20 protein-coding genes are annotated in these 23,273 nt (G+C 46.3%); 2 read left to right on the forward strand and 18 right to left on the reverse strand.

What is annotated here, in order from left to right; translation table 11 throughout:
- Positions 1 to 2 precede the first annotated feature (2 nt).
- Positions 3 to 1,226, forward strand: a complete 1,224-nt coding sequence (locus tag MWG26_RS20875; RefSeq protein WP_025655716.1) for a bifunctional 3,4-dihydroxy-2-butanone-4-phosphate synthase/GTP cyclohydrolase II — start codon at positions 3 to 5, stop codon at positions 1,224 to 1,226.
- 1 nt (position 1,227) lies between these two features.
- A complete protein-coding gene (gene ribH, locus MWG26_RS20880) occupies positions 1,228 to 1,692 on the forward strand; it encodes a 6,7-dimethyl-8-ribityllumazine synthase (protein WP_055152712.1) in 465 nt (154 codons plus the stop codon).
- Positions 1,693 to 1,799: 107 nt separating this feature from the next.
- Here ribH and MWG26_RS20885 read toward each other — a convergent pair whose 3' ends face one another.
- The 18 genes from MWG26_RS20885 to MWG26_RS20970 form a co-directional block, all read right to left on the reverse strand.
- Positions 1,800 to 2,459: a Crp/Fnr family transcriptional regulator gene (locus MWG26_RS20885; RefSeq protein ID WP_025655715.1), complete on the reverse strand. Its 660-nt coding sequence runs from the start codon at positions 2,457 to 2,459 to the stop codon at positions 1,800 to 1,802.
- Between the two features lie 32 nt (positions 2,460 to 2,491).
- Complete coding sequence (locus MWG26_RS20890; RefSeq protein ID WP_025655714.1) at positions 2,492 to 3,142, reverse strand: Crp/Fnr family transcriptional regulator; 651 nt, start codon at positions 3,140 to 3,142, stop codon at positions 2,492 to 2,494.
- Between the two features lie 93 nt (positions 3,143 to 3,235).
- On the reverse strand, positions 3,236 to 3,883 hold the full coding sequence (locus MWG26_RS20895; RefSeq protein WP_025655713.1) for a DUF4125 family protein: 648 nt from the start codon (positions 3,881 to 3,883) through the stop codon (positions 3,236 to 3,238).
- 14 nt (positions 3,884 to 3,897) lie between these two features.
- On the reverse strand, positions 3,898 to 4,908 hold the full coding sequence (locus MWG26_RS20900; protein ID WP_025655712.1) for a DUF4037 domain-containing protein: 1,011 nt from the start codon (positions 4,906 to 4,908) through the stop codon (positions 3,898 to 3,900).
- Positions 4,895 to 5,707, reverse strand: coding sequence for a tetratricopeptide repeat protein (locus tag MWG26_RS20905; RefSeq protein WP_162149262.1), 813 nt, complete (start codon positions 5,705 to 5,707; stop codon positions 4,895 to 4,897). The genes MWG26_RS20900 and MWG26_RS20905 overlap by 14 nt, the downstream gene beginning before the upstream one ends.
- A gap of 87 nt (positions 5,708 to 5,794) precedes the next feature.
- Positions 5,795 to 6,217: a bacteriohemerythrin gene (locus tag MWG26_RS20910; RefSeq protein ID WP_025655710.1), complete on the reverse strand. Its 423-nt coding sequence runs from the start codon at positions 6,215 to 6,217 to the stop codon at positions 5,795 to 5,797.
- Positions 6,218 to 6,261: 44 nt separating this feature from the next.
- Complete coding sequence (locus MWG26_RS20915; protein WP_117440820.1) at positions 6,262 to 6,978, reverse strand: YczE/YyaS/YitT family protein; 717 nt, start codon at positions 6,976 to 6,978, stop codon at positions 6,262 to 6,264.
- Positions 6,979 to 7,016: 38 nt separating this feature from the next.
- A complete protein-coding gene (gene hpdA, locus MWG26_RS20920) occupies positions 7,017 to 7,955 on the reverse strand; it encodes a 4-hydroxyphenylacetate decarboxylase activase (RefSeq protein ID WP_117440821.1) in 939 nt (312 codons plus the stop codon).
- Positions 7,956 to 7,981: 26 nt separating this feature from the next.
- Positions 7,982 to 8,239: a 4-hydroxyphenylacetate decarboxylase small subunit gene (gene hpdC / locus MWG26_RS20925; RefSeq protein WP_117440822.1), complete on the reverse strand. Its 258-nt coding sequence runs from the start codon at positions 8,237 to 8,239 to the stop codon at positions 7,982 to 7,984.
- A 27-nt stretch (positions 8,240 to 8,266) separates the two neighbouring features.
- The gene (gene hpdB, locus MWG26_RS20930) at positions 8,267 to 10,963 is read right to left on the reverse strand and encodes a 4-hydroxyphenylacetate decarboxylase large subunit (RefSeq protein ID WP_025655707.1); all 2,697 of its coding nucleotides are present in this window, start codon (positions 10,961 to 10,963) and stop codon (positions 8,267 to 8,269) included.
- Between the two features lie 383 nt (positions 10,964 to 11,346).
- Positions 11,347 to 13,770 (reverse strand): ATP-dependent Clp protease ATP-binding subunit, encoded by a 2,424-nt coding sequence (locus MWG26_RS20935; protein ID WP_153919948.1) that lies wholly within the window; start codon positions 13,768 to 13,770, stop codon positions 11,347 to 11,349.
- 24 nt (positions 13,771 to 13,794) lie between these two features.
- Positions 13,795 to 14,298, reverse strand: coding sequence for a trigger factor (locus MWG26_RS20940; RefSeq protein ID WP_025655706.1), 504 nt, complete (start codon positions 14,296 to 14,298; stop codon positions 13,795 to 13,797).
- A 6-nt stretch (positions 14,299 to 14,304) separates the two neighbouring features.
- Complete coding sequence (locus MWG26_RS20945) at positions 14,305 to 14,697, reverse strand: hypothetical protein (RefSeq protein WP_025655705.1); 393 nt, start codon at positions 14,695 to 14,697, stop codon at positions 14,305 to 14,307.
- Positions 14,698 to 14,932: 235 nt separating this feature from the next.
- Positions 14,933 to 16,078, reverse strand: a complete 1,146-nt coding sequence (locus tag MWG26_RS20950; RefSeq protein WP_240285557.1) for a DDE-type integrase/transposase/recombinase — start codon at positions 16,076 to 16,078, stop codon at positions 14,933 to 14,935.
- Between the two features lie 753 nt (positions 16,079 to 16,831).
- A complete protein-coding gene (locus MWG26_RS20955; protein ID WP_025657877.1) occupies positions 16,832 to 17,656 on the reverse strand; it encodes an arylamine N-acetyltransferase family protein in 825 nt (274 codons plus the stop codon).
- 460 nt (positions 17,657 to 18,116) lie between these two features.
- Positions 18,117 to 20,147: a complex I subunit 5 family protein gene (locus MWG26_RS20960; RefSeq protein ID WP_240285558.1), complete on the reverse strand. Its 2,031-nt coding sequence runs from the start codon at positions 20,145 to 20,147 to the stop codon at positions 18,117 to 18,119.
- Between the two features lie 129 nt (positions 20,148 to 20,276).
- Positions 20,277 to 21,749 carry a complex I subunit 5 family protein gene (locus tag MWG26_RS20965; RefSeq protein WP_055152690.1) on the reverse strand — a complete coding sequence of 491 codons (1,473 nt, stop codon included), beginning with the start codon at positions 21,747 to 21,749 and terminating at the stop codon, positions 20,277 to 20,279.
- Between the two features lie 12 nt (positions 21,750 to 21,761).
- Entirely contained in the window at positions 21,762 to 23,255 is a 1,494-nt protein-coding gene (locus tag MWG26_RS20970; RefSeq protein WP_025657859.1) for a complex I subunit 5 family protein, read from the reverse strand.
- Positions 23,256 to 23,273 lie beyond the last annotated feature (18 nt).

Genomic DNA, 23,273 nt, shown 5'->3' on the forward strand with positions numbered 1-23,273 from the left:
AAATGAAGCTGGATTCAATAAAAAAAGCGGTCGAAACATTACAGGCAGGAAAATTAATTCTCGTCATGGACGATGAAGACAGAGAAAATGAGGGCGATCTTATATGTGCAGCCGAGTACGCAACAACAGAAAATGTTAACTTTATGGCGAGCTTTGCAAAGGGATTAATTTGCATGCCAATGAGCAGAGAAATTGCAGAGCGGCTTATGCTGCCCCCTATGGTTGAGAAAAATTCAGATAACCACGATACTGCTTTCACAGTATCCATTGACCACAAAGATACCACCACCGGCATTTCCGCCGGGGAAAGAGGTTTTACTGCCCGCATGTGTGTATCAGAGCATGCCTCTGCAGCAGATTTCCGCCGTCCCGGCCATATGTTTCCTCTAATAGCAAAAGAGGGCGGAATTTTAGCGAGAAACGGACACACAGAGGCAACTGTTGACCTTATGCGTCTGGCTGGTTTGAAAGAATGCGGGCTTTGCTGCGAAATCATGAGAGACAACGGGGAGATGATGAGAACTTCTGAGTTGAAAAAGTTCGCGGAAAAATACAGTCTGCCATACATTACAATTAAAGAATTACAGGAGTATAGAAAAACAAAAGAAGTTTTGGTAGAATGTGTCTCCGTTACAAGTATGCCCACAAAATATGGGGATTTCACCGCTTACTGTTATGTCAACAAGTTAACCAGGGAACACCATATGGCCCTGGTAATGGGCGATATATCAAGCGGAAATGACATATTATGCCGTGTTCATTCAGAGTGCCTGACTGGTGATGTATTTGGCTCGCTGCGCTGCGACTGCGGGCAGCAATTGGATCAGGCAATGAGAATGATTGCGGAAAAAGGAACCGGCGTGCTACTGTATATGCGGCAGGAAGGACGGGGAATCGGCCTAGTTAATAAAATGAAGGCATATCAATTACAGGAGAATGGATTAGATACCATAGATGCCAACCTTGCATTAGGATTCCAGGGAGATCTTAGAGAATATTATACCGGGGCACAGATTCTGCGCGATTTAGGTATTAAATCCCTAAATCTGCTGACAAACAATCCGGATAAAGTATATCAGCTTGAGGATTACGGAATATCCATTACGAAGCAGCTTCCGATAGAAATCGAGGCAACCGAATATGACCGGTTCTATTTAAAGACAAAGCAAACACGTATGGGACACACATTAAACATCGAGGAGGGAAAATCATATGGGCATAAATAACATAAAAACATATGAAGGAAAGTTAGTTTCTGAAAATATTAAAGTAGGCATTGTAGCGGCAAGATTCAACGAGTTTATTACATCCAGGCTGCTGGCCGGAGCAATCGATGGATTAAGACGCGAAAATGTAAAAGAAAACGATATAGAAATTGCATGGGTGCCTGGCGCTTTTGAGATTCCCCTGATCGCCTCAAAAATGGCCAAAAGTAAACGGTATGACGCCATAATTTGTTTAGGGGCAGTCATCCGGGGAAGCACCAGCCATTATGATTATGTATGCAGCGAGGTTTCAAAGGGCATCGCACATGCAAGCCTGGCCAGCGATATTCCCGTCATGTTTGGTGTTCTTACAACTGATACAATCGAACAGGCGATAGAACGTGCAGGTACAAAGGCTGGCAATAAGGGATTCGAATGTGCGCAGGGAGCAATCGAAATGGTGAATTTGATCCGCTCTATGGATTAGAATTGTGCAAAAATGTCCGTACAGCAAAAGTTTATAGCTGTACGGACATTTAACCGCAAAATTTATCGTATATCTTTCCTTTTTATTATTTTGAAATAATCTCTCAGCTACGCCTCATCCTCACTGTTCTTCATATATTTTATCATCTGATCGGCCACATTTTCCAGATATGCCCTGTCCATGATCCGATATCCTGAGTCTAGTTTTTCTATACATCCACTCTCTTCAAAACGGTATAGAATATTATATATTCCTCTTCTGCTAATCCCCAGATTTTCACAGATATTATAGATACTTTTATACTTAAAAATATCGCCGCTGGAATGCTTCAATATATAATGTGCCAGGATTTCATTCTCGCCGAAAAGGCTTCTCGCGAGAATATTTTTATACATCACATAGACACGCTTACTTGTTTTCTGGTAAAACATCACTAAAAACTCATCATTCTGCATCAACTCATCCATAAGAGACTTTTTCAATACCAACACTTTTGCATTTGTCTCCGCCACACCGGAGCATTGAAAATCCGCATTATGAATACTGCTGATGGGTCCCACAAAGTTGTCCGCATCCAATATATCAACAATCAGCTTTTTGCCATTATATGAGATGTTTTCTACTTTAATAAGCCCGTCAAAAATATAGAACAAATTGCCAGTTTTTCGTTCAGCCCTGAATAAATATTCCCCCTTCTTTAACTCTAATATTGGAATTACCGGTAAATAATCTTTAATATGTTCATAGATCATAGTATTCTTGATCATGCTGTGATTATCCAAGTTTTTAATCCCCTCTTCTAAAGCATGTACTCTATGACGTGTTTCCCCTGATCCTCCAATGCTTCCCTGTCCTTAATATATATGTAATTATCATCTTTCTCTAAAGTTCCGTCTTTTATCAGATCATTCAATGTGTTATACAGGCTCCTCCTGCTAAAGCCTAAAAACTCGCACAGCGCGTTCATATTTGGACAGACCATTCTGTCTTTTTTAGAATTTGAAAGAATGTAGCTTGCTAATATCTCTTTCTGGCTGTACATGCTGTTCATAAGCATACGTTTGTACATATGATAAACCCTTTGGCTCATCTTATAATAGAATGCCTTGGCAAATCGGACGTCATTTAACAACTTTTCAAATATCTCATCGTTAAATTCCAGTAACATCGTATCTTTTACAGCCCATGACTCACAATTCAAATATTCTTCATATACGTCGCTCAAATCGCCGGCAAACCAATCCTCACCGATTTCATCCACCCAGATTTTCCTGCTGCCTACATTGTTCCAGACTCTTATTTGACCGTTTAATATGTAATATTTGTTCGGTGTCCCATCCCGGGATGAACGTCGTTTCGTAATATACTCACCTTTTTTTACCTTAATAACCGGAATCTGCTCCATGTAACCTTCAATAGAATCATAAATGGCGATTTGTTCCAACTTCATAAGCTCACTCTCCTTTCACTGTAGTTTTACATTATTTCACATAAACAGAGGTAGTAAACTTTTCACACTTTTTATCAATTTGTACATTTTTTGCTAATTAACTGTTAATTTTTCATTAATTTTCACAATTTTTTTCTCAATAGTTAATGCTTTTTCCACTTCATCTATAGAACCATATCCCTGCAGGACTGCCATATTCTTCCTGACAACATTTGTCAGATTCAGTCCCTTCTGCACACATTCTTCCAGAAATGCTGCGTATAATATAATAGTATTCTCACCATAGGTAGATAATTCACCTTTGAGATAAGTTTCTATAGAAGTTGTATACCCATTTTCTTCTGAAGTGTATGTAGGCCGCCCCTGTCCCGCATATGCAGGATATCTGCGCTTAAAATCTTCCGCCCATTGGAGCTGTATATCCGCAATGCGATCGATCAGGCGCCGCTTTTTCTCCGAAATCTTTGGAAGCACGCTTTTTAGCTCTTCAAACCGCTCCGGCATAGTGTCCTTCATCATAAACGCATATTTTTCAAACAGCAGATTACGCCCATTCGCTTTTGCCTTCATCAAATCCATATAATAGCTGTCTGTAATCTCTTTTGGCCAGGCCATAAACTGGCTTTTCCGCATAATATAAAACTCCTGCCAGTTATCCTGGCAGTCCGCACGGCCTCCCTCATTTTTCACAAGCTGAAACTGACGCCATTCCTCTTTGATAATATCGTCTATGCTTACCATAATATCATCCTCTCTTATGATGCCATTACAGGAAGGGAACGTATCGTATCGTCCTTAATACGATGCCTTGCTGCATAGGCATGTTCTTCCAGGTAATCGGATGAGCTGTTGCTGATTCCCTGATTCTTCATTTCCTCGATAACAAGAGCGCAGATGTCTTCTATCATAACGATCACTTTGTCGTTCCTGTTCAGCTCAATCTGGTAGGTATTCCATTCGTTTGTATACCAGCTGCCTCTGTTCGGCCCCACATCCACAAGCTTTTTCAGGATTGTCCTGACTTCAGTCAGCTTATCCATTCCTTTCATCCCCTTCCACATCCATTTATAGTAAGGGGTATATTTTTTGTTCAACAGATACACCATGGATATGGCTGCACGAATAAATTCAGACAAGGCAAGAACTGCCGCTACGGTGTCGTGCCTTCTCATCATCCTGCTGTAATTGCACTGGCCTGAGTGCGCCATGGTAATCGCGCGGGCCGCTATCTTCTTCAGACGGATATCTTCCGGATAATATCCCAGCAGCTGTTCGCGTATACCCGTAAATTCTCCCAGATTATCCTCAAACACCTTACCGTTGGTTGCCACTGCCAGATAATGTTCCGGTATGATCAGCCAGTCCGGCAGTTTTTCTGGAACTCCTCTTGCCCCAAGGAATTTCCGGTAGAATTTATCAATCTCTAAAACGCCTCTGCGCCCTTCCGCCTCGGTCCGGTGAGTCTTGGCGGAGATCCCGCCGTACTCCTTGGGAAGCGCGTCGTATATTTCGCTCATCTCCTCTCCAATTACTTCATAATCCTTCTTGGTCAGCCAAATACAGAAGCTAGGTCCGTAATCATGATCCATGGAAATCATATCGTCATATCCAAAGCACTCGGAACCTTCGCCCACCAGGCCCACGGCGATCTTATCCATATAAGCAGGAAATAATTCCTCTAATACAGGCCTTCCGATCGTTTCATAATATTCCTGGGAGAGCTCCAGCCCCTTCTTCTCAAGCTGCAGACCATTACTTTGTACCATTTTCCAATTTCCTCCTGATCGCATTGTAGTTTTCTACAAGACGTTTATAATCGGAATTTTCCCCATAATGCTTCTTTGTCTCTTTCATAGCTTTTTCATACATTGCAAGAGAGCCTTCCAGATCTTTGCTTAAATACGCCGTATATGCCTTCATGGCAAGCACGCCGCAGTAGTGCGGACTATTATCGCATTCCTTTTCAAAAAGCTCTACAGCCTGATCCAGATAGGACTGCACACGCTCAAAATCCGGCTGTTCCACCCTGAGAAATGCACCTGCCAAATTCCCATATACTGTTGCCCGTTCGTCTGCTGAATTCGGTACCTGTTCCAGTACTTTTACGGCTTGTTCACCATACTTCACAGCGTCCTGAAGTCTGCCTGCCTCCAATGATGCTACTGACATATTATTATAAAGACCGCCAAGACGATAGTCAACTTCTAAATTTTCCCGCTTATATACTTTTTCTACCTGAAGATAAAGTTCCATGGCCTTGTCTACCTGCCCGGACGCACGGTAGATATTTGCTATATTCAGATAAGTCGTCATTCCTGCCAGTGTCTCATCTAGTTTATGCTGCATAACAATCTCTAATGCCTCATAAGCATATTCCCATGCCTGATCCAAATGGCTGATACTTCTGTAATATCCCATCAGCTCGTTTAGTATGGTAAGCTGTGATGCCCAATCGCTCTCCGAACGGGCCGTCTTCAGGGAGTTTTCCAGATAATCACAGGCCTCTTTAGATTTTCCTTTTGCAAAAAGCTCGTCTGATTTTTCAAGTATCTTTTTTATCTCCATATTTCCCCTTCTTTCTAAAAAAGCGATGAAATCCGGATTCCTCCCAATCTCACCGCTTTTACTCTCCATTAACGAGTTTGTCAGATATTACCCCAAATTGTCCATCTGACTTCTAACGTTCTTATACTCTGCCAGTTCCTGATCATTTACTTTAATATGAGTATATAACCATTCAATGACTTTCTTATTAACCTGCTCTTCAAATTCCTTTGTCGGGCCTTCTGCTGCAAGCTTAACTGCAAGATTCTTTACATCTTCTACAAGTGCTGCATGCATCTCTTTGTGAGCATCGGTTTTTGGATACTGTACTTCGTCCATCAGTTTTTCTTCTTCACTGAAATGGTAGGTTGTATAATCTGCCAGGAATCCCAAAGTCTCCTGCACTTTCTCCGTACTATCTCCATTTTCAATGCTTTCAAATAAATCGTTGGCACGTTTGAACAATTCTTTATGATGAGCATCAATCATCTCATCGCCAGTCAAAAGACTTGGCGTAAATAATGCTTTCATTCCCATTTCCTCCTAAATATAATTTCATACCGTAAATATATGTTTTAAGCCTTTTCTTCACCTGCATGAAGCCATCCTTCGATAGACTTAGCAAAACGTTTGGACAGGAATTTTACAACCTGGCCTACGAAGATCGCTGCAATAATTGTACCCTCTCTTACTACAACGCCTTCTCCAACGAAAGACTGCAGTCCTCCAAGGAAAATTAACTGAAGAATCAATGCGATAACGATCATACTTGTATCAACGATTGTCTTACAATCTCCAAATGTCTTTCCTGTAGCCTGTGCAATAGCTCCTGCAAGGCCTTCTGCAGGCATCGGCACCCAGTTTGGACGCAGATAAAGGAATACTCCGATACCAATAATAATTACGCTGACCACCATATAAATAAACTGCATAATATAATTAGACGGCCTTGGGAAGTTAAGCATAAGGTGCCCTATGGCCTTCGGATCTGTTCCGGTTAAATCTATCATCCAGCTGAATACAAATGTCAGCAGGATTCCCAGAGCATTTCTAAGTTTAAAATCCTTCCGTAGAATAACAAGCTGTGCTACTACCAAAAAGATGTAAATAATAAATGTAGTTACACCCAGAGTAAATCCCCAAATCTGTTCTGTTGCTCTTGGAATAGAACTTACCGGAGAGATACCCAGATTGGACATCTTGGATATATTGATACCAATCGTAATAATAAGTAATCCACCTATATAACATATAATTTGTTTTACGATATTTCCTGGTTTAGAATTAGACATTCCTGCCCCTCCATTTCCCTTATGTGAATTCGTGTCCTTTAGAAAGGTGTATCGTCACCAATATAACATGCAATTCCATTATCCAGATATAAAGTCTGCAGTTCTTTCATTCTCTCATCTGTCATATCCCCGTGGTCTACGTATTCATACTGTTTTCCCAGCTGTTCCCATTTCGAGGTTCCCATACGATGGAATTTCAGAAGGTTGATTTCAAAAAGATCCAGCCTCTTCATAAACTCGATCAATTTCATTGCATTTTCATCACTATCATTATAACCATGGATCGTCGGCTGACGAAGTACCAGACGTCCATTCCATGGGAATTTTACCAAAGCCTCTATGTTCGAAAGAATCAATTCATTTCCGACGCCCGTCCCCCACTTATGAGCCTCCGTATCCATATTCTTCACATCAATAAAAGCGAAGTTAATATTTGTTAAAATCTTTAAAAAGTTTTCTTCCGTTGCAAAACCGCTCGTCTCAATTGCCGTATGTATGTGTGACTTCTTACATTCCATCAGCACATCATACAGAAAATCGTGATGCATAAGCGGATCGCCGCCTGTAAACGTAACCCCGCCTTCGGAACCCCAGTTACTGAAATCCCGTTTTAATATTTTCATCAGGCCGTCTACTGTGTACTCTTTCACACACTGTTTCAAGGCATTGTTCGGACAAATGCTTATACACTCAAAGCTCTCGCAGTCTTCACAAATGGACCATGTTATGCTAGGTTTCCCATTCTCATCGAATTTGATAGAGTCCTTGGGGCATGTATTTCTACATGCCCTGCAACCCTTATCATACTTACATACTTTCTCTGCAAACATTATATGTTTTTTTCTTTTCCAGCTTTCCGGATTGGCACACCATCTGCACTCAAGCGGACAGCCTATGAAAAATACATTCGTCCTGCAGCCCGGTCCATCATGCACGGAATAGCTTTGAATATCGAAAATTAATCCATTCTTTTCCATATATGACTTCCTTAATTAATTATTTTTTATTTTTTGTAGTTTTCGCAGCTAAATGCTCCGCATGTTGAATAAGCCCAGTTCTCTTTGCAGAATCCTTTGCAGGTTCCGATTCCGTATTTATCCGGATTTTCGAAATTCTGGCAGTTTCCGCAAGCCGGAGCTGCTTCATACTTCGGGCAGGCATCGCTTCCCTCGCCATCGATCGGAACGATCACTTTTGAAAGTGCACACATACCTTTTTCGCAGTCAAGATTTATATAATTTACACAGTTGTTATGTTTCATGATTCTACCTCCATCTCTCTCTTTTTTTTACGCTTCGTCGTATTCTGTTCTAAAGATAACCTCATCCTGAATTGCCTTACCGATTTCACACCAGTACTGTGTAAATCCAGCAACACGAACCATCAGGTCACGGTAAGATTCTGGTTTCTTCTGAGCAGCTCTCAGAGTATCGGAACCTACGATGTTGAACTGTACGTGGAATCCACCCTTACGCATGTAAGCACGGATAACATCCAGAAGCTTTCTTGTTCCGGTCAGTCCCTTAACAGCCGTCGGATGAATCTTTAAGTTCATCTGTGAGTTCTGGCACATAGAATGATCATATACTGTAGCTGATTCAAATACTGCGTACATACCATTCTTATCTGTTCCTGGTGCTGCAGATGCAGATGCGTCTGAATAAGTTGTTCCTGCAAGTCTTCCGTCTGCTGTTGCCAGTGTAATGAATCCCTGAGGACCATGTGTGGATACAGAAATTTGGCACATATACAACGGTTTGCCGTAGTAAGATCTGATTGTAGGTATGTATTCTTTCATACGCATTTCGTAATCTACTAAGAGGTCATCTACATATCTTTCTGCATTGCCGTACTTCGGTGCATTTACACATGCTGCGAAAATCTTTTCATATTTCTCAGCCTGATCTGTGCTCTCTCTGAAGTCAGGTGAGAATACGCCTGTCTCATAAGCTGTCTTGAAGCCGAAGTTGTTAATCATTGCGTCTGTCATTTCTTCCAGTGTGAATGCTTTGTCATCAAATACATTCTTCTTAATAGAAGCAAGCGCATTGATAAATGTAATAGTTCCGCAAGACTCAAAGTTAATTGTTGCGTTGTATTTTGCTCCACAGTTTCCAATATGCTGTCCGTTTGTGAAGAAGCCGCCCTTAAGCAGAGAAGCTACTGCCGGCATATTGTATTTTCTCCAGATATCCATCTGCAGGTTGTTAATCTTGTTAACGATCTGATTGCTGAGATCCAGATATTTATACCACAGATCTACCATCTTCTCGTAGGAATCAATCTTTTCGTTGTGAGGCGGGAATACCTCTTTGCCTGTTCTTGCATCAACACCGTTTGTCAGCACGAGCTCGAGAATCTTAGGAAGTGCTGTAAAGTGGATACCTGTTCCACATGTCGGAGAAGCTCCGCCAGGAACCATCGTAACTTTACCATTGTAGTTCAATGGTGAGAATGTTCCAGGAGATGACTCAAGACATCCGCCAAGGCACCATGCCCTTGCTTCAACAACGCCCATTCCCTCTGGTCCATACTGTCTCATCATGAAGTTCATACCTGTCTGGTTGTTCATCCATGCCGGATATCCCATACCAAGTTTTGTACAGCGAGCACACTTCATCAGGAAGTCTTCAGGAGTTTTCTCATCATACAGTACACTCAGTGTAGGCTGTGGAGTCTGTGCTCTCATACCAGCTTCAACGATCAGGTACTCTAACGGAGTAACTGCTGTAAGACCATCGTATCCCAGGCCGCCCATTGACAGGTTGTTGAATGTATTTCCGGAAAGAACACCACCGGATACACCAGCTGATGCGAAACATTCGATACATGTAATCTTAATTCTGTATAATTCAAGAAGTTCGATGATATCTTCATCTGTTGCAACTCCATCCTGGATGTCTTTCTCATAGAATGGCTGCAGAACCTGTCCGAGACGTCCGATAGACTGTCCTGACTGAGGATCTTCGTTTACAACGCCATAGTGTAAGCAAAGTGTCATCTGAAGAGCTTCACGGAATGTAGCTGGAGCCTTATGAGCGATATTTCCCATAACCTCTGCGATTTCTTCGTAATTCTTCTTGAATTCCGGATCCGGCTCACGTGCTGCAAGATCTTTTGCTTTGTCAGCATAGTTCTGGCACCATTTGCTTAAACCTTTACATACTTCTTTCATTGCTGCGTAATAGTATCCACGGCTCATGCCAAGAACACCGTCATCGCCTGCTTCACCCATGAACTCTGCGATCTTCTCATCACACAGTTCCATGATTCCATCGAAACCATACTGTAATGGCAGGTAGTAGTTCATAACTTCACGTCCCTGAGGAATTGCGAAGGAATCGAACATAACAACTACTGAATCCATAACTTTCTCGAACTGATCATATCCAGGAAGCATCTTTCCGTATTTTGTACTGATATCTTCTACTGAAATTCCATCCCAGTATTTTGATACTTTTACAAGTACAGGAATATCTTCTTTTCTCATACCAAACTTCTTAGCAAGAGAAACGATCTCGCCGTAACTTTCTGTTACGTTACCGCCGCCGGCGCCAACCTGAGAAACAGCATCTGCTGAACTCTCTGCTGGAGCATCAACTTCGTTCATAAGAGCTTCAGCCTGAGCATTGAAGAAACTTGCTGTAACCCATGGGAACGGGAATGCACCACGAACGTTTTTACATTTGTTCATTACGAGTTTTTCCCAAGGAAGGATAGTCGGTGTTGTATGAGCATATCCGCCTGCAACCGCTTTAGCTCTTCTAACCTCAATAAGGTCACCATCGTTCTCCCACCAGATTCTGTTGTACCAGTATGGAGTTTCCATATCTGCTGATACCTTTAATGTGTAATAAACTTCCATTAATTGTTTAAAACGTTCACATGGTTCCGGAATATCGGCTTCTGTAGCATCATCAACTGCCGCCGTATCAATACCCCGCTGTTTTAAGATTTCCTGTACTTTACTTTCGTTTGAATTCATGTTTTTTCCTCCTTTTCAATCTTGAATTCGTTGTTATAGCCATCTTAACTCTCTTTTAGGGTTAATCGTTAGTGCACATTGCACACCTTTGAAAAATTCTAATTTTCTTTTTGCATTTCTCTCAACCCCTCTGATTTAGCGCGTTGCAAGGGTAAAGCAGTGAATTTCGAAGGCATTTTACGATATCGGTCATTTCAGCACTTTAACCTATAAAAGGAAGGAAATCTACCTGGGACACCAGCAAAGTTTACAAGTCCTGTATCATGAAGAAAAAGGAAAGGAATGCCACAATACATGTGGGATTCCTTCCCCTTTTAACCTGAGCGCAGAAACCGGGACCTCATTCCCTTTGGTATGCTTACGTTCTCACTTTTTTAATATACCTATTTTTCTTCTGCCATTTCTGCCTTTTCACTGGAATCAGCAGCTAATACTGCAGGTATTTCTTCCGCTTTCTGGTTTCTTACCGTTTTACCGGCTTTTTCACTCTCAATGTTAGGATTCACATTCAAATTTACTTTTCCTTCCTCCATACAGATGTATACATCATCTCCCGGAAGGATATCGCCTGAAAGCATTCTTTCTGCCACTACATCTTCTACTTCTGACTGGACAGCTCTCTTCAGAGGTCTTGCACCGTACTGCAGATTTACATACTTCTCTACCAGGTACTGTTTCACATCCTCGCCAACATGAACTGTAATTCCCATGCCATCACACCGAGCCGTCAGATCCTGGATCAGCAGACTGACAATTGCGTTCATATCCTCATCGTTCAGCTTTCTGAAGACGATGATATCATCTATACGGTTCAGGAATTCCGGACGGAATACATGCTTGATCTCGGACAGAATCTCGTTCTTAATCTCTTCATTGCTTCCCTGGTCACTCTCATTTCCAGTCTTAAAGCCAAGTTTGCGGTGTATATCGTGGTTCTGGACGCCGGCATTAGAGGTCATAATTAAAACCGTATTCTTAAAACTTACCCTTCTGCCCTTCGCATCCGTCATATGACCATCTTCCAAAACCTGAAGCAGCATATTAAATACGTCCGGATGGGCCTTCTCAATCTCATCAAATAAGACGACAGAGTAAGGATTTCTACGTACCTTCTCGCTCAGCTGGCCGCCGTCTTCAAATCCTACATATCCCGGAGGGGAACCAATCATCTTGGCTACGGAATGCGGTTCCATATACTCGGACATATCAAGGCGGATAAATGCATCCGGCTTATCAAACATAAACTCTGCCAGTACCTTACTCAGTTCTGTCTTGCCAACTCCTGTCGGTCCTAGGAACAGGAAAGAACCTATCGGCCTGTTCGGGTTCTGTATACCAGCGCGTCCTCTGCGCATTGCTTTAGCAATAGCCTTAACGGCCTGCTGCTGTCCAACGATCCTCTCTCCGATCATCTCTTCCAGCTTCAGCAGGCGGGTGCCTTCATCGGCATTTACCTGCATAATCGGGATTCCGGTCCATTGTGAAACTGTACGAGCAATCTCATTGGCACCAATCTCAGTCACTGCCTCTTCTGCCGGACTATCTTCCCCCGCTTCCAGTTCCGTACCGTCGGATCTGTCCAGACATACAGCTGCGGCAGTTTCATCGATTAAATCCAGCGCCTTATCCGGAAGATAACGGTCATTGATATAGCGTTTGGATAATTCTACAGCGGCTTCTAATGCCTCAGGCAGGAACTTCACCGAATGGTGCTTCTCATACCTGTCGATTACGCCATTCAGAATTGCCAGGCTTTCCACCTCGGACGGCTCTTCCACCTGAATCGGCTGGAAGCGCCGTTCAAGCGCAGCATCCTTTTCAATATACCTGCGGTATTCCTCTGTGGTCGTCGCACCAATGACCTGTATCTCTCCCCGTGCCAGACACGGCTTCAGAATATTCGCAGCGTCAATTCCGCCCTCTGTTCCCCCGGCTCCTACAATCGTATGAATCTCATCTATGAACAAGATTACATTTCCTGATTCGGTAATTTCCTGAATAATATGCTTTAAGCGTTCCTCAAAGTCTCCCCTGTATTTGCTTCCTGCAACAACGCTTGCCAGGTCAACTGCAACAACTCTTTTATGCTTCATAATCCCCGGAACTCTTCCCTCAGAGATAGCAAGAGCAAAGCCCTCTACAATTGCTGTCTTCCCAACTCCAGGTGCCCCAATCAGACAGGGGTTGTTCTTTCCCCAGCGGCAGAGCGACTGAAGAAGCCTGCGGCTCTCGTTCTCCCTGCCAATCAATGGGCTTAACTTTCCTTCCCTCGCCATCTCTGTCAGATCACGTCCAAACTGATCCAGAAGCTCCGTACGCTTGTGGATGGAGTTTGTCTTGGACTCATCCAATTTTGCCAGGCCGATTTTCTTCCGCTTCATCTCTGCGATCATATCTACATATATGGCTGAAGTATTCACCTGTGCGGCTTTAAAAAACCGCGTAACGGAAATAGTCTCATCCTGTAATATTGCCAGTAAAATATGCTCTGCCCCGGTCAGCTCTGCCTGGAACCACGCGGCCTGCTTATGGCTTTTATCCAGGATCTTGGTGCATTCCGGAGAATAACTCCAGGCCGTCTGCAGAATCGTAAGCCCGGTTGACGGTACCCACTCTTCAATCATCGCTGTTACCAGTTGTTCATCTAATCCGTTCCGCTTTAATACTGTCTGTGTAATACCGCTTTTCACCTTGGTCAGCCCCAACAGAATGTGTTCTGTTCCTACAGTGACCTGCCCCATGTTCTTTGCTGCTTCTGCCGCAATTGCAAGGACTTCTCTGGCGGTATTATCATAATAGGGACGCATATCTATCACCTCACTTTACTTTTTTCAAACAGTCGCAGCCTCCACAGCATGTTCTGATACAAAGTCCATTGCTTTTCTTGTTAAAATGTCCTTTTTCAAACGCCGTTCCTCTGCTCCCTGCATGATTTCCCTAATCTTCTTCTCATCCAAAGGATATCTCATGGTTAACTTCTTGATCTCGGTGTCTACATCCTGTTGTGTCACGGTAATATTCTCTTTTTCCGCGATCGCCTCCAGGATCATTTTCCCTTTCAGCTGGCTCTTAGCTATCCCCTGCATCTTCTTTACCAAGGCTTTCTCATCTGTTTTGGAAGCCTCATAATACTGTTCGATAGACAGGCCCTGCTGGGTTAAACGAAGCGCATACTCCTCGGTCATTCTTTTCGCTCTTTCATTCACACTGCTTTCAGATACCTTTGCCTTCGAGCTTTCAACCAATATTTTCATGAGGTAATCTTCTTTTTCTCTTCCCTTCAGCTGCGCAGGAAACTCTATTCCCTTATACTGACCAAGAACTACATCTTTCATATGCACCTACTCCTTCTCTTCCTCAATTGACCTGATGCTGTCAACCGCTGGTTCATAAATACTTAAATTCGTCATCTTGCACCGCTCCATCATCTGTACGGCTTCTTTATATTTAGCCAGGCATTCTTCCCACTTTTCAAGCTTTTCTAAAAGCCTTGCCTTCTCATAAATGATGACTGCAATTGCATGATTCCGCTCCTGGATCCAATTCCTTGTAACCGCCGCAATCCCGTCTTCATCCACATCACCGCCGCCGCACATAACACATCCCGGATCCGGCATAGCTGACTGTTTCACTTCCTGTTCCTTATGATCTAAATATACCTGTAAATCTTCGTAGTTGTCAAGTTCATAATAGCTGGCAATGTCCTGATAAAACTTCTTCTGATCTAATAACATGGCACTTTCCGCTCCTTTCTATACTTATTTTCAGTATAGCCACAATATTTAAAATTACTTAGTGAATATTGCACACTTGGCGGGCGGGGTGGGGGGGGACGCCCGCCAGGGAGGGAGACGGGGGCGGAGGGAGGCGTACTTGACCAGTCTGACCAGTCAGGAGATAGGTAAGTCTTTTGTTTCAGGAGATAGGTAAGTCGATTCAACAGGTGGTAAGTCGAATTGTTAATTAGTATCAGTTTAAAACATCCATTGCCGTTATACAAGCGGTTTTTGTATCAAGCATTCCAAGTGGAAAGTCGTGAAGCCAAATGATATATGTTTTATCACCGTTTGGCTGCACTCCTACCTGTAAGCCTCGAAGTGATGAACTTACAGAATACAGTGTTTTGTTGATTTTTACTTCTCCATGTTTGTTAATCTTTCTTGGCAGGTAACCAATCGGATATTCCAGTTCTGCTAACGCTTCTTCGTATAGCAGGGTAGATTTTTTATAAAAATCGGAGGGGGTACTTATTTGTAAGGCTTCATGTGGGCGGATGTTGTTGTATTCTTCCACCCACAAATCAATGGCGGCTTGATTGGCCTCTCTGCCACCAGGTATTTTTCCTTGAATCTCCCTGCTTATATCTGCATGCATGCGTTCGTGGGCACCATTTTGCGTTGGACAGCCTGGATCGGTACGATCCGGAAGAATGCCAAGAGACATCCACCATGCGCTTAAGGTTGTCAAACCAAGGAAGCCATTTGAGGAAGCAAAAGGAGTACCATTATCACTGCGAATGATTTTGGGAAGTCCGTAGTGATAGAATAATTCTTCAAATACAGCTTTGACAGCATCCGCAGTTGTTCTCTCCATCAGGCGGATGGTAAGAATGTATCGGCTGTGCAGATCACGGACGGTCAGTGGAACACAGCGTTCCCCCTGGGACATCCACCAGCCTTTAAAATCAACGGTCCAGACATCATTGGGTTGAAGAGCTTCCAACTTATTACGCAGTTTGGAAACAGTTGGATCGGGATGCCGAAAGCGTCGTTTGGGAATCAACCCAGCTTTTCCCAAAATGCGATAAATACTACTCTCAGATGGTGTTGGCGACTCTGGATAAGCGCTCTTGTAAAGAACGGCCAGTTTCTTAGGCCCCCAGGCCGGATGAGCGGAACGCATTTTAATTAAACGAATGACGGTATCTTCATCCAGCTGATTCGGAGAATTAGAAGGGGCCTTGCTCTGATCCGCGAGGCCGGAGAAGCCAAATTCCAGAAAGCGGTTTTTCCACTTATGTCCAGTTTTTTCTGAGATTCCAAACTTTTGACAGAGAGCCTTAAAGCTATCAGTTCCACATAGATATTCTGTAATAAATTGTTTACTTTGTTCCATAACAGAGGTCTCCTTCCATGGCATACAGAAACACCTTCTTTCGTTGGTTATTTCTGTATAGTTTAACATTTGGACTTACCTATGTCCTGAAACTTTTTACTTACCTATGTCCTGAAACTGGACACCGGACGGCAGGTATGGTGCAATCCCTGCGGGATGCATAATCGGGGGCAGCGGATGGCGAATGGCTATGCAGTGCTTTATCCGGGATTTAGAGCGGGGCTTTGAATTGTCCGTTGTGTGGTTTGTTCGAGCCTTACAGTTGAGGGGTTTCTTCCATATATGATGTATGTATACATAGTAAATATTATGTCATAATTAAATAGCTAAGAATAGGATAAAACCATAGATAATCCCCAATACACATCTTACTTTTATACCCTTTATTATAGTAAATACACATCCGCCACTCCCGCCCAGATCCCTTAAAAATGTAGCCGTCTTACCGCGTTGATGCGCCAGACCTGGAAAACGGACATGGGGGTGTACGGATGCGTCTTTTGGCTGTTAGTCAGAGTTAAGAAAAAAGGAAGAAAAAATGGGGCAAAAACGGTGATCCCGAATCACCGTTTTTCCTGGCCCCAGCGCGCAAAGCCATCAAGGCTTTGGGCGATGTGGCCACGGTCGCCGCATTTTTTCTTCCTTTTTTCTTTACTCTGGCTTAGGCTTACAGCCAAAACCCGTATCCGCACACCCCTATGTCCGTTTTCCAGGTCGTCCCTCACCCGCCATAAAACTCCCTACATCCTACATCTACAACTCAATCTCAATATCAAACTTTTCTTTTAGCACTTCTTTTAAGCGTCCGCCAACCGGTTCTATTATAACGTTATCTTCTGACACTTCTTTATACTCATCATTGATAAGCGTGCGGTACCCATCCTCGGTACGTATGTTAATAACTCTTAGCATACAGAAACGCGCATCTTTACATGTCGACTGAAAATAATTCAAGAAGGCAAAATCAGAACTAAAGCATGCTACATCGGAAAACAGTATTTCTATTCTCTCCGCTGCATCTTCCCTTCCTACTTGCTGGCTGATACGGGTTTTCCGATGCACTTCATACCATCCCTTTATACTGGGCAGAACTCGGAATGACTCTTTTTTATAGGTCTGCCACTCGTCGGTGTCAATCTTTAATGCACCTGCAGGCATTGGACCTCCGAGGCCGCCGTCGCAGAAATATTCTGCTCCATCAAGAGTTACGATTATCGCTCTGTGATCCGCCCAAGTCGTAAAGTCATCCGATCCCAGTAAAACCCTTACAAAACATAATCTTGCATCGTACCCGAGACTAATGAGCAGACGATATAATAACCCATTCAGTTCCAGGCAGTATCCGCCTCTTTTTCCCTGAATAATTTTCTGAAATACGTAGTCAGGGTCAAGGCACACTTCCTTATGTAAATCAAAACTGTCTAAATTTTCAAATGGAAGTGAACATTGTTGGCGATAGATTATTTCATCCAGCGCTTCTTTGGTAGGTTCTTCCACCGGAGACATGCCTATACGGTCCAGATATTCTTTAATTTCTTCCGGAGTAAACTTCTTAACAACTTCTTTTACTTCTCTCATCTTCTGCTACCATTCCTTTCTCTGACAGAGTATGTTTGATAATTCATGTGCCCGGGTGAGCAGGGCGGTCAGATAGGCGCTATGAATTATCAAGGACGCTCTAATCTTGTTTCATTGTTTCCCTTTATAATAAATGGCCTTCACCCATTTATTCCTGCCGGCTGCCTTGCTGCATCAGGTATACTATTATAAAAAAGTACTCCTGCCACCATCAGCTTCTCATCAATTTACACTTGCTTTTAATGTAAATAAAATATCAATAATTGCCTAGTGAATATTGCACACAAACAGCGGAAGCAGCATCGCTTGTGTGACTGTAAGGAATACGTATCGAAATATGGAATGGCCTTTTAACAAAGGATGTAGATACCCTCCTGACGAAACAAACCGGGAAAACAGACACTCTCCAGCCTGTTCTCCCGGTTTGCTCTCCTATAACACCATAACTTTTCACACTGCCCTACAGCAGCAGATACACCAGGATCAGGATCATCCCAATCCCCGCCAGCTGCAGCCCATATGAAAGGCTGTAACGGATCATATCCCGGCTTTCCTTCCTCTCCAGCGCACGGATCCCCAGCTTCCTACGGTATGACACATTCTCCTCCTGCTTCTTTAAGTACGCCGCGCCTTGATCCAGCAGCTTCCCGATGGCCGTGTCCACTTTCGGCAGCGACCCCGTACGGTAAGGAATCTTCCGGTCCCTATACAGCGTCTTCCTAAGCGCCACCACCAGGCCGTCTACCAGCGAATCCCCGATCCGGCACACAAAGATCCCGATAAACGGCAGCACCCCCTGGATCAGCGGACGGTACACCAGGTTCTCCAGGTCCAGCCATTTCGGCCACGCATCCACATAGGTGCTGGCGCCCCCTTCCTTCTTGCGCAGGAACACCCTCCGGATCACCAGCAGATACACCAGGGCCCCGATGGCGATTGAGATCAGCCCCCCTTTTAAGCACTCCATGCTGAAGAAGTGGGGGATATGTGCCTCCCCTTCCATCCGCATAAAGCCCTGGGCCGCACCTGCCAGCGCTTCCATCGTTTTCACCGGCGTCATCCCCAGCACCGGCAGGACTGCCGCGCTCACGCCAATCGCCGCCATGCTCTGCTTATTGATGTAGTGCTTTCCCATGCCGTCAAATTCCGCCTGCCTTGCCGGATCCGCATTCTTCTCCCAGAACACCGACACATACAGCTTCAGCATATACGCCACCGTCAGCCCCCCGCTGATCAGGAACATCCATTCCACAAACACAAACACCGGGGCCTTGGAATACTCGATGATACTCTCATGGAGCAGGGTCTTGCTGATATACCCGTTCCAGAACGGGATGCCCCCGATCCCTAAGGCCCCCATCAGAAAGGCCAGGTTTAAGAACGGTTTCTTTCGCCCAAACCCACGGATCTCATTCAGGTTCAGCTGGTGCGTGTTCATAAACACTACGCCCGCCGCCATGAATAACACCAGCTTGATCAGGGAGTGGTTCATCATGTGCAGGAAGGTCCCGTGCACTGCCAGCCCGTTTTCCTCCCCCAGCAGGCACTGCATCCCCGTCCCCACCAGGATAAACCCGATCTGGGACATGGACGAGCACGCCAGGGTGCGCTTTAAATCCACGGAAAAGACTGCCAGCACCGCGCCCCCAAACATGGTCACCACGCCCAGGGCCAGGATCAGGCTGCCCCACTTTTCGTCCCCGTAGAACATGTAGCAGCTGACCACCAGGATCCCGTATACCCCCGCCTTAGTCAGGATACCGGACAGCAGGGCGGAAGCCGGCGCCGGCGCTACCGGATGGGCCTTGGGCAGCCAGATATGGAGCGGGAAGGCGCCCGCCTTCGCCCCGAACCCGAACAGCAGGCAGCCCCCGGCTATATAAAGCAGCCTTTTATCCGGATAACTTTGGCAGGCCTCATAGAGCGCCCCGGTCTCCAGCGTGCCCACGGACGTGTAGAGCAGAAACAGCCCCATCAGCAGCACCATGCCCCCGATCACCGCCACTGCCAGGTAAGTCTGGGCGGCCCTTAAGGATTCCTTCCTCTCATCCTGTGCAACCCACACGTAGGACGTAAAGGACATGATCTCAAAAAACAGAAACGTGGTATATAAATCCGCGGACAGGAAAACTCCCACGGTAGCCCCCAGGGTCACCAGCTGGAACAAGTAATACCGGTTCCGGTTCCGGTAATGCCTGAAATACTCCCGCGAAAATACAATGGTCATCATCCACATGAACCCGGCCACCACCGCGTAGATCCCCCGGAAGCCGTCCATACTGAAATGCAGGCCCATCCCGCAGATCCCCTCCAGGATGCCCTCGCTCCCCTGCAGGCGCAATGCCCCATAGAGCAGCAGCAGGAATTCCGTAATGACGATGAAATCCGCAAAGTAATTCCGTCCCTCCTTGGATTTCCTCCCGATCAGATAGGTCAGCAGCGCCCCGGCCATGGGATAAAACACCGGGACTGCCAGTTGGATTCCATTCATGCGTGCCACCTCCTAAAATACCTCATTCTCAACCTCCTGTAATCCACCGGTTACTGCTTCCTCAAATTCACCGGTTACCGTCTTCAAAAACACACCGGCCTTTTCACAAAAGCCTTCCGGTTATCCACTCTAATACACGCCCGTCACAACCTTCGCCAGGAAATCCGTAAGCGGCGTGCTGTACAGCCCGAACCCGATGATCGCCAGGGAAAACAGCAGCAGGGGCAGGACCATCTGCCAGCTGGGGTCCTTCACCCCCGCCAGGGCCTTCTCATCAAACCCTTTCTCCGGGAAGAAGCCCCTTACCACGATGGTCATCATATAGATGGCCGTCAAAAGCGCCGACACCAGCAGGCACCCCACCCCGATCCAGGCCAGGTGGTTCCCGCTTTCTAAGGCCCCCTTTGCCAGGTACCATTTACTGATGAACCCGCACCCCCCGGGCACCCCCATCATCCCGATGGCCGACACCGTAAAGGCCCCGTACACCCAGGGCATTTTCCGCCCAAAACCGTCCATCTCATAGATATAGTGCTTGTGGGTCTGGTGCATGATGGATCCGGCGCAGAAAAAAGCGCTGATCTTCATGACCGCATGGAACACCATATGGCACAGCGCGCCTAAAAGGCCCGCCGGCGTCATGATCGTGGCCCCAAAGATGATGTAGGACAGGTTGCTCACCGTAGAGAAGGCCAGCCGCCGCTTCATGTGCGTCTCCTTCACGCCCATGCTGCAGCCGAACACCACCGTGAACATGGCCAGGGCCATTACCACGTTCTGTGCCCAGGTCCCCCGCAGAAGCTCCGTGCCAAAACAGTAATAGGTCAGCCGGATCACGGCAAATGCCCCCGCCTTTACCACCGCCACCGCATGCAGCAGCGCGGTCACCGGCGTAGGCGCCACGCCCGCATCCGGAAGCCAGGAATAAAAAGGGAACATGGCCGCCTTGATGCTGAAGCCTAAAAACGCCACCACATAGAGCAGCAGCACCAGGTCCATCCCAAGGCCTGCCGTATGCCCCTGGAGGATCCCCCCCAGGGTGAACCCGCCGGGGCCCCCGCAGCGGACCAAAAAGACCAGCCCCATGAAGCCCAGGGCCGCCCCGCCGATGGAGAAATAAATATATTTCCTGGTCGCAAGGACCGCTTCCCGGGTAAAGGTATGGAGCACCAGCGGGATGGTCACCAGGGTCAGCATCTCGTAGAAGAAATACATGCTCACGATGTTGGCTGAAAAAGCAATGCCCAGGGTCACCCCATAGGTCATGGTATAAAACATGAAGAACGGCTGCTCCCGCTCTTCCGTAGACATATACTCAAAGGAATACAAGGTGGCAATGGGCCACAGGACCGAGACCAGCCCCGCAAACACCATGCTCATCCCGTCGATTTTCAAAGCAAAGGACACCTTCTCTGAAAACTGCAGCAGCACCAGTTCCCCCGGCCGGTTAAACAAAAGCAGGAGGACAAGGGCCGAAGTCAGCAGGACCACGGCTTCGATATAGACTTCCATGTGCGCGCGTTTCCGAAACGGAATGAGCGGAATAAAGACCGCTGTCACGATCGGAAAAACCACGGCTATGATTAAAAACGTTTCGTTCATGTCCCCACCTCCTTATACGACCGCTGCCGCTATGTTTCCAAGAAATGTAATCAGGCTGCCCGGGAACACGCCCATGAGCAGCGCCCCTGCGGCCAGGATGAAAAGGGGCAGCACCATCTTAAGCGAAGGCTCCCGTTTCTTCCCTGCCTGGCAGTTATAATCTTTGCCGGGCAAAAACCCGTCGATGGTAACCGGAAGCAGGTACCCCGCCGTGAGCAGCGCGCTCACAAGCAGCACCACCGGCCCCAGCCAGGAGAAGGTCCTGACCCCGCTCTCCAAAAGCCCTTCCGCCAGATACCATTTGCTGATGAATCCGCTGGCCGGAGGGATCCCGATTAAGGCCAGGGACACAAAGGTATAGCACCACAGCGTCACCGGCATCTCTTTCCCGATCCCCCGGAGCTGGTCCACCCTGGTATATCCGGTCTGGTAAATGACCGCCCCTGCGCTTAAGAAAAGAGCCGTCTTAATCAATGCATGGAATAACACATGCAGCAGGGACCCGGTCAGGGCCACGGGATTTAAGATGGCCATGCCCAGCATAATATAAGAAGCCTGGCTCACAGACGAGTAGGCCAGCCGCTTCTTAAACACCGGCTCTTTAAAGGCCAGCATGGAGCCCAGGAAGATGGTAATGAGCGCCAGCACCAGCCAGGCATACTGCACCCAGCTCCCCCGCAGAAACTCCGCCCCCGCAATGTAATACACCGAGCGCAGCACTGCCAGGATCCCGCCCTTTACAATGATCGCCGAGAGCACGGCCGAAGCCGGGGCCGGCGCCACCGGATGGGCCGTGGGCAGCCACGCCTGCATGGGGAACATACCGGCCTTCACGCCGAATCCCAGGATCATGAAGAACAGCCCCAGGTGCAGGATGGTCCCGTTCTGGGCCAGCACCGCCGGGTCCATCACGCCCCCGGGCAGGAAATCCATGCTGCTCCCAAAGTGGTAAAACACAAAGACCCCGAACAGCGCCATGTAAGCCCCGCACATGGAGTAAAAGAGATACTTCAGCCCCGCCATGACCGCCTCGTGGCTCTGGGCATGCAAAACCAGGGGCATGGACACCAGGGTCATCATTTCAAAAAACAGATAGATGGTCACCAGGTTCCCCGCAAGGCTTAGGCCCTGCAGCGCACACAATGTCAGCAGGTAAAAGCCCCAGAACCGCCGCCTATGGTGTTCATGGTGCAGGTATTCTACCGAAAAGATGCCCCCCAGCAGCCAGACCAAGGCAATGAACCCCAGGAAAAAAGCCCCCAGGTGATCCAGCCGGAAGGTGATGTCCAGGCCCTCTGTCAGGGTCAGCAGCGTAAGCTCTGCCCCGCTCCCCCGGCCGTAGGAAACCAGCAGCAGGGCCACAGACACTGCAGTAAGGGCCAGGGCTGCCACCGCCGCCCAGGACATCTTTTTCTCCTCCATTTTTTTGGCAGGGAGCACCAGAAAAAGAAGCCCTGCCGCTGCCGGTATAAAGATTGAACATAGAATCCACGCCTGTGTGTACATATTTCCTCCTAATCTGCC

It is taken from the genome of Faecalicatena contorta, assembly GCF_022835095.1.
Taxonomy (GTDB): domain Bacteria; phylum Bacillota; class Clostridia; order Lachnospirales; family Lachnospiraceae; genus Faecalicatena; species Faecalicatena contorta.

What these genes read in the sequence shown, in the direction of transcription:
- MWG26_RS20875 (WP_025655716.1), top strand. Translation starts at nt 3, where the DNA reads ATGAAGCTGGATTCAATAAAAAAAGCGGTCGAAACATTACAGGCAGGA.
- MWG26_RS20885 (WP_025655715.1), bottom strand. Translation starts at nt 2,459, where the DNA reads ATGATCAAGAATACTATGATCTATGAACATATTAAAGATTATTTACCG.
- MWG26_RS20890 (WP_025655714.1), bottom strand. Translation starts at nt 3,142, where the DNA reads ATGAAGTTGGAACAAATCGCCATTTATGATTCTATTGAAGGTTACATG.
- MWG26_RS20895 (WP_025655713.1), bottom strand. Translation starts at nt 3,883, where the DNA reads ATGGTAAGCATAGACGATATTATCAAAGAGGAATGGCGTCAGTTTCAG.
- MWG26_RS20900 (WP_025655712.1), bottom strand. Translation starts at nt 4,908, where the DNA reads ATGGTACAAAGTAATGGTCTGCAGCTTGAGAAGAAGGGGCTGGAGCTC.
- MWG26_RS20905 (WP_162149262.1), bottom strand. Translation starts at nt 5,707, where the DNA reads ATGGAGATAAAAAAGATACTTGAAAAATCAGACGAGCTTTTTGCAAAA.
- MWG26_RS20910 (WP_025655710.1), bottom strand. Translation starts at nt 6,217, where the DNA reads ATGAAAGCATTATTTACGCCAAGTCTTTTGACTGGCGATGAGATGATT.
- MWG26_RS20915 (WP_117440820.1), bottom strand. Translation starts at nt 6,978, where the DNA reads ATGTCTAATTCTAAACCAGGAAATATCGTAAAACAAATTATATGTTAT.
- hpdA (WP_117440821.1), bottom strand. Translation starts at nt 7,955, where the DNA reads ATGGAAAAGAATGGATTAATTTTCGATATTCAAAGCTATTCCGTGCAT.
- hpdC (WP_117440822.1), bottom strand. Translation starts at nt 8,239, where the DNA reads ATGAAACATAACAACTGTGTAAATTATATAAATCTTGACTGCGAAAAA.
- hpdB (WP_025655707.1), bottom strand. Translation starts at nt 10,963, where the DNA reads ATGAATTCAAACGAAAGTAAAGTACAGGAAATCTTAAAACAGCGGGGT.
- MWG26_RS20935 (WP_153919948.1), bottom strand. Translation starts at nt 13,770, where the DNA reads ATGCGTCCCTATTATGATAATACCGCCAGAGAAGTCCTTGCAATTGCG.
- MWG26_RS20940 (WP_025655706.1), bottom strand. Translation starts at nt 14,298, where the DNA reads ATGAAAGATGTAGTTCTTGGTCAGTATAAGGGAATAGAGTTTCCTGCG.
- MWG26_RS20945 (WP_025655705.1), bottom strand. Translation starts at nt 14,697, where the DNA reads ATGTTATTAGATCAGAAGAAGTTTTATCAGGACATTGCCAGCTATTAT.
- MWG26_RS20950 (WP_240285557.1), bottom strand. Translation starts at nt 16,078, where the DNA reads ATGGAACAAAGTAAACAATTTATTACAGAATATCTATGTGGAACTGAT.
- MWG26_RS20955 (WP_025657877.1), bottom strand. Translation starts at nt 17,656, where the DNA reads ATGAGAGAAGTAAAAGAAGTTGTTAAGAAGTTTACTCCGGAAGAAATT.
- MWG26_RS20960 (WP_240285558.1), bottom strand. Translation starts at nt 20,147, where the DNA reads ATGAATGGAATCCAACTGGCAGTCCCGGTGTTTTATCCCATGGCCGGG.
- MWG26_RS20965 (WP_055152690.1), bottom strand. Translation starts at nt 21,749, where the DNA reads ATGAACGAAACGTTTTTAATCATAGCCGTGGTTTTTCCGATCGTGACA.
- MWG26_RS20970 (WP_025657859.1), bottom strand. Translation starts at nt 23,255, where the DNA reads ATGTACACACAGGCGTGGATTCTATGTTCAATCTTTATACCGGCAGCG.